Annotated in this window: 7 protein-coding genes; 2 read left to right on the forward strand and 5 right to left on the reverse strand. The window is 70.1% G+C overall.

The genetic code is table 11. The features are described from left to right. The 5 genes from AB0M20_RS28640 to AB0M20_RS28660 all read right to left on the reverse strand — a co-directional run. Positions 1-554, reverse strand: a 554-nt coding sequence (locus AB0M20_RS28640; protein ID WP_364303419.1) for a DUF4291 domain-containing protein, incomplete at its 3' end; no start/stop codon positions are given. A 68-nt stretch (positions 555-622) separates the two neighbouring features. Then, positions 623-1,816, reverse strand: a complete 1,194-nt coding sequence (lhgO, locus tag AB0M20_RS28645; RefSeq protein ID WP_364303420.1) for an L-2-hydroxyglutarate oxidase — start codon at positions 1,814-1,816, stop codon at positions 623-625. Between the two features lie 208 nt (positions 1,817-2,024). After that, positions 2,025-2,912 (reverse strand): hypothetical protein, encoded by an 888-nt coding sequence (locus AB0M20_RS28650; RefSeq protein WP_364303421.1) that lies wholly within the window; start codon positions 2,910-2,912, stop codon positions 2,025-2,027. A 4-nt stretch (positions 2,913-2,916) separates the two neighbouring features. Continuing rightward, entirely contained in the window at positions 2,917-3,288 is a 372-nt protein-coding gene (locus AB0M20_RS28655; RefSeq protein WP_364303422.1) for a VOC family protein, read from the reverse strand. Beyond that, positions 3,281-3,763 carry a MarR family transcriptional regulator gene (locus AB0M20_RS28660; RefSeq protein WP_364303423.1) on the reverse strand — a complete coding sequence of 161 codons (483 nt, stop codon included), beginning with the start codon at positions 3,761-3,763 and terminating at the stop codon, positions 3,281-3,283. The genes AB0M20_RS28655 and AB0M20_RS28660 overlap by 8 nt, the downstream gene beginning before the upstream one ends. Positions 3,764-3,874: 111 nt before the next feature. Between AB0M20_RS28660 and AB0M20_RS28665 the strand changes: the two genes are divergently transcribed. Beyond that, positions 3,875-4,210, forward strand: coding sequence for a YciI family protein (locus AB0M20_RS28665; protein WP_364303424.1), 336 nt, complete (start codon positions 3,875-3,877; stop codon positions 4,208-4,210). Positions 4,211-4,347: 137 nt separating this feature from the next. Continuing rightward, positions 4,348-4,509, forward strand: a complete 162-nt coding sequence (locus AB0M20_RS28670) for a MutS2/Smr-associated SH3 domain-containing protein (protein WP_364303425.1) — start codon at positions 4,348-4,350, stop codon at positions 4,507-4,509. The last annotated feature ends 83 nt before the right edge of the window (positions 4,510-4,592 follow it).

The raw sequence follows: 4,592 nt of genomic DNA on the forward strand, positions 1-4,592 counted from the left end.
TACGGCCGCTCCGGCGGGAGCAGGCCCGCGGCAGCGTCAGGGTCGCCGTCGGCGAGGGCGGCCCGGATGGCGCGGGCCGTCGGGGTGACGTCGGTGATCGAGACGATCCACTCGTCCACGTAGCGGTCCACCGCTTCGCCCGCCAGGCCCACCTGCAGCGAACGGTGCGGCAGCGGCTGGAGGCGCAGCGAACGTTCCGGGTCCCACTGGATGCGCACCGGGCTGGTCCGCAACGCCCGGGACCACGAGTCCCGATCCGGATGGAACGCCGGGTCGTAGTGGCTCAGGCAGGCCCGGCTCAGCGCCCACTCGAAGCCCTCACGGCTGATCTCGATGGCCAGCACCCGCTCCTGACCGGGCTTCTCCGCCCAGCCGCAGCGGTACATCATCCACAGGAACGACGGCTTGATCCAGGTCATCCGCTCCCGCTTGAACGGCGCGACGAACCGCCCGGCCGCGACCGCCGCCTCGGCGATCGCCGGCGGATAGGCCTGATAGACCACAAGGGACGATGGCGTGTGGACGGCTCGGATCTGGCGCGGGGGAACGGTCATGAGATCTCCAGCATGGCGCGGGCGGGAGCCGATCGGAAACCATTTTCCGGCGGCCGGCGGCCCGCCGCTCAGAGAGCCAGCTCGTCGGCCACGTGCTCGGCGATGGCCAGGCTGGAGGTGGCCGCGGGAGAGGGAGCGTTGCGTACGGTCGTGACCGCTCCCAGCCGGTGGATGCGGAAGTCGTCGACCAGGCTGCCGTCGCGGTCCAGGGCCTGCGCGCGGACGCCCGAGCCGGACCGCAGCACGTCGCCCGGCCCGATCTCCGGCACGTAGCGCTGCGCCGCCCGCATGTACGCGCGCCGGTTCAGCGACCCGTAGACCTCGCGCGCGCCGGTACGCCAATGCTTCGCCGCCATCCGCCACATACCCGGCCAGGCGGCGATCCCGGCCAGATCGCGCGGTGAGAAGTCGCGCCACCGGTAGCCCTCGCGGGCGGTGGCCAGCACCGCATTGGGTCCGACCTCGACGATCCCGGACACCCGGCGGGTGAAGTGCACGCCGAGGAACGGGTAGCGCGGGTCCGGCACCGGGTAGATGAGGCCGCGGACCATGCCGGCCTTCTCGTCCTTGATGCGCATGTACTCGCCGCGGAACGGGATGATGCGCGGCGCCGCGGTGTCACCGGCCAGGCCGGCCACCCGGTCGGTGTGGATGCCGGCGCAGACGATCAGCTGGTCCACGCGGACCTGCTCGTCCTTGCTGTGCATCTCCAGCGCACCACCGGCGGAGGTGATCCGGTTGACCGGAAAGCCGAGGCGCACCTCGCCGCCGGCCGCCACGACGTCGTCGGCGAAGGACTCGGCGACGGCGGTGAAGTCGGTGATCGCGGTCCGCGGCGAGTACAGCGCGCCGAGCCCGGTGGCGTGCGGCTCCAGCTCGCGGATCTCGGCGGGCCCGATGCGGCGCAGGCCGGGCACGTGGTTGTCGCCGGCCCGGAGCGCGAGCGCGTCCATCCGCGCCTCGTCCTCGGAGCTGACCGCGACCACCAGCTTGCCGCACTCGTCGTAGGGCAGCCCGCGCTCGGCGCAGTAGTCCTTGAGCATGTCGCGGCCCCTGGTGCACAGGGTGGCCTTGAGGCTGCCGGGCTTGTAGTAGATGCCGGCGTGCACGACCCCGGAGTTGTGCCCGGTCTGGTGCTTGGCGACCCGGCTCTCCTTGTCCACCACCACGACCCGCACGCCGGGGCGGCGCCGGGCGATCTCGCGGGCGATCGCCAGCCCGACGATGCCGGCGCCGACGACACCGATGGCTTGGTCGGCCATGGTCTGCTCCTCGGCGTCAGGGTGAACGGCGGCGGTGTGCGCAGCCGGGATCCGACCGCACTCTACCCGGTCGGCGAGCCGCCGGACGGCGGTCGGATCACCGGTGAAGGCGCTGGTCAGCGCGGTGCCGCGGAACGGGTACCCGGGGAGGAGCTCCGGATCGTACGGCCGGGCACCGCCGCTGCCCGGACGGGCGCCGGCCCGCTCCTCAGAGCTCGTTGCCCCAGACCATCCGGGCGATCGTCTCGACGTGGATCAGCGTTGCGCGCTGCGCCTCGGCGTCCGTGCGGCCGCCGAACCCGGCGCTCGGGCTCACCGCCAGGCATTCGATGTCCCGGATCGCGGCGGCGGCGTCGATCCGGTCGAGGATCGGGCCGACCTCCTCGAGGGCCGGCGCGGCCGGGTCGACGATGCCGAGGCACACGTCCCGGCCCTCGGGGACCGCGCGCAGCAGGTCCAGCTCCGCCTCGTCACCCCGGGTGAACGGGAGCAGCCAGCGGTCGGCCGGGATCTCGGCGAGCACACGCGGGGGGACCGGGAGCGTGGTGCTGACGGCGATCCGCACGCCGGCGGGCTTCTCCACGCCGATGGCCAGGCTGTCCACGGCGATGGCGTCGGCCGGCGCCAGGCCCTCGCCGTATGCGGGGTTGGAAAGCTGGATGTACCGGATGCCGCGGTCGATGATCCGCGTGATCTCGTCCCGCACGATCAGGGCGAGGGCCTCGCCCAGCTCGCGGGCGCTACGGAAGGGCGAGCCCGCCGCCGGGTCGAAGGCGCGGGCCGCCACGAACGAGGGCGCCGGCAGCGTCGCCTTGGCGGGAATGCTGGTGAGGGTGGCCAGCGCGGCCACGTCGTCGGCGACCAGGGTGCGATGCGGCTCCAGGTCGCCGACCGCGGTCGTACCCCGGAATCCGCGCACCGCGTCCACGACGACGCTCAGCGGGCCCGACCGGCGGAACTCCCCGTCGGTGACGGCCGACAGGCCGAGCTTGCGCTGGGTCCGGACGGCGTCGGCGATCGCGTCCGGTACGGCGAGGCCGGGCGGCCGCACCAGGCTGCCGTGATGGTCGATCCGGAACCTGCCGGTGTCGGCCACCGAGTCAGGCCGGCCGGTTGCGGTGATGGACCAGCTCGATCATCGTGTGGTCGGGGTCGTGGATGTAGCAGAACTTCGACCTGTTCTCCGGCCGCTCGATCGGCCGGGTGTGCCGGATGCCCAGCTCCGCCAGGTGTTCGAGGAAGTCGTCCCAGTCGTCCACCTCGATCGCGAAGTGGTAGGGCGCCATCCGGTCCATCTCCTCGACCGGCGTGAAGTGCAGGTCGAAGTTGCCGCGGGTCATCAGCACCACCTTGGTGTTGCTCTTCGGCGTGACGGCCCGGAGTCCGAACACCTTCGAATACCACCGGATGGTGCGTTCCGGGTCGGTGGTCGGGAAGTTCACGTGGTGGATGTAGCGCGGTTCCTTACTCATGCGGTTCACCCTCGGCTCTCGGCTCGGACGGGGCCGGGCGGCCCTCGAGGATCTGGCCCAGCCGGCTCAGCGCCGGCAGGGCGGCGAGCAGGCGGGCCTGCTCGCAGGGGGTCAGCTCGCCCATCGCCTTGCCGAGCACCTCGACGCGCCCGCGGCCGAACGCCTCCACCACGTCGCGGGCGAGCGGGGTCGGGACGAGCAGCACGGACCGACCGTCCGTTGCGGACGGTTCGCGGTCCACGAGACCGGCGGCGGTCAGGTCCCGCACCAGGTTGCTGACGGTGGGCCGAGCCAGGTGCAGATCGCCGGCGAGCTGCGCCGGCGACACCGGGCCGGCGGCGATCAGTCGCTGCAGCAGCACGGCCTGCGCCTCGGGCAGGGCCGGCAGTCGCTCGGCCGACCGGGTCGCACGGACCAGCGCCCGCCACACCGAGCGCAGCAGGCCGGAGAGTTGCTCCTCGGGCGTTATCGCCATGACGGTGAGGATATGGTTTTGCGACAAAGCCATCAAGGTTTGTCCCAAAACCATTCGCGCTGTCGCGTCCGTCATACCCGCCGCGGCGCTCATCCGGTGCAGAATCACCGGATGAAATACACGCTGCTGATCTGTGACGACGAGACGGTCTCGCCGAGCCGGGAGGAGCTGGCCGCCGATCCGATGATGCAGGCCTGGGAGGCGGATCTCGCCTCGCGCGACGCCCTCAAGGCCGGCGCCCGGCTGCGGCCGGTCGCCGATGCCACCTCGGTCCGGGTCCGCGACGGCGAGACGCTGGTGTCCGACGGGCCGTTCGCCGAGACCAAGGACTTCGTCGGCGGCGTGGCGATCATCGAGGCCGCCGACCTGGACGAGGCCATCGCGGTCGCCGCCGGGCACCCGTGGGCGCACCGGGGCGTCGTCGAGATCCGCCCGGTCTGGGAGTGAGGGCGATCGCCGGGCCGCGGATCGGAGTGCGCGCGGCATGAACGATTCGGTCGCCGCCGCGGTCGACGCGGCGTACCGCGACGAGTGGGGTCAGGTCGTCGCCACGCTGATCGTATACGATTCATGCTGGAGATGAAGTGAAAGTTCTATCTTACGGTCAAAAAGGTGAAGTGCTTGAACTTGTAGGTAACGAAGAAGCAGTTGTACAAATGGGAATTATTAAAATGAAATTACCTATTGAAGATTTAGAAAAAACGAAAAAGAAAAAAGAAAAACCTACAAAAATGATTCGTCTATGAGCCTCTGAGAGCCTTTATAGACTGTTCCATATCTTTCTTTCATCTTTTTCTCACTCCTTATTTTAAACTATTCTAACTATATC

This window comes from Actinoplanes sp. NPDC051633, assembly GCF_040681735.1.
In the GTDB taxonomy this organism is placed as follows: domain Bacteria; phylum Actinomycetota; class Actinomycetes; order Mycobacteriales; family Micromonosporaceae; genus Actinoplanes.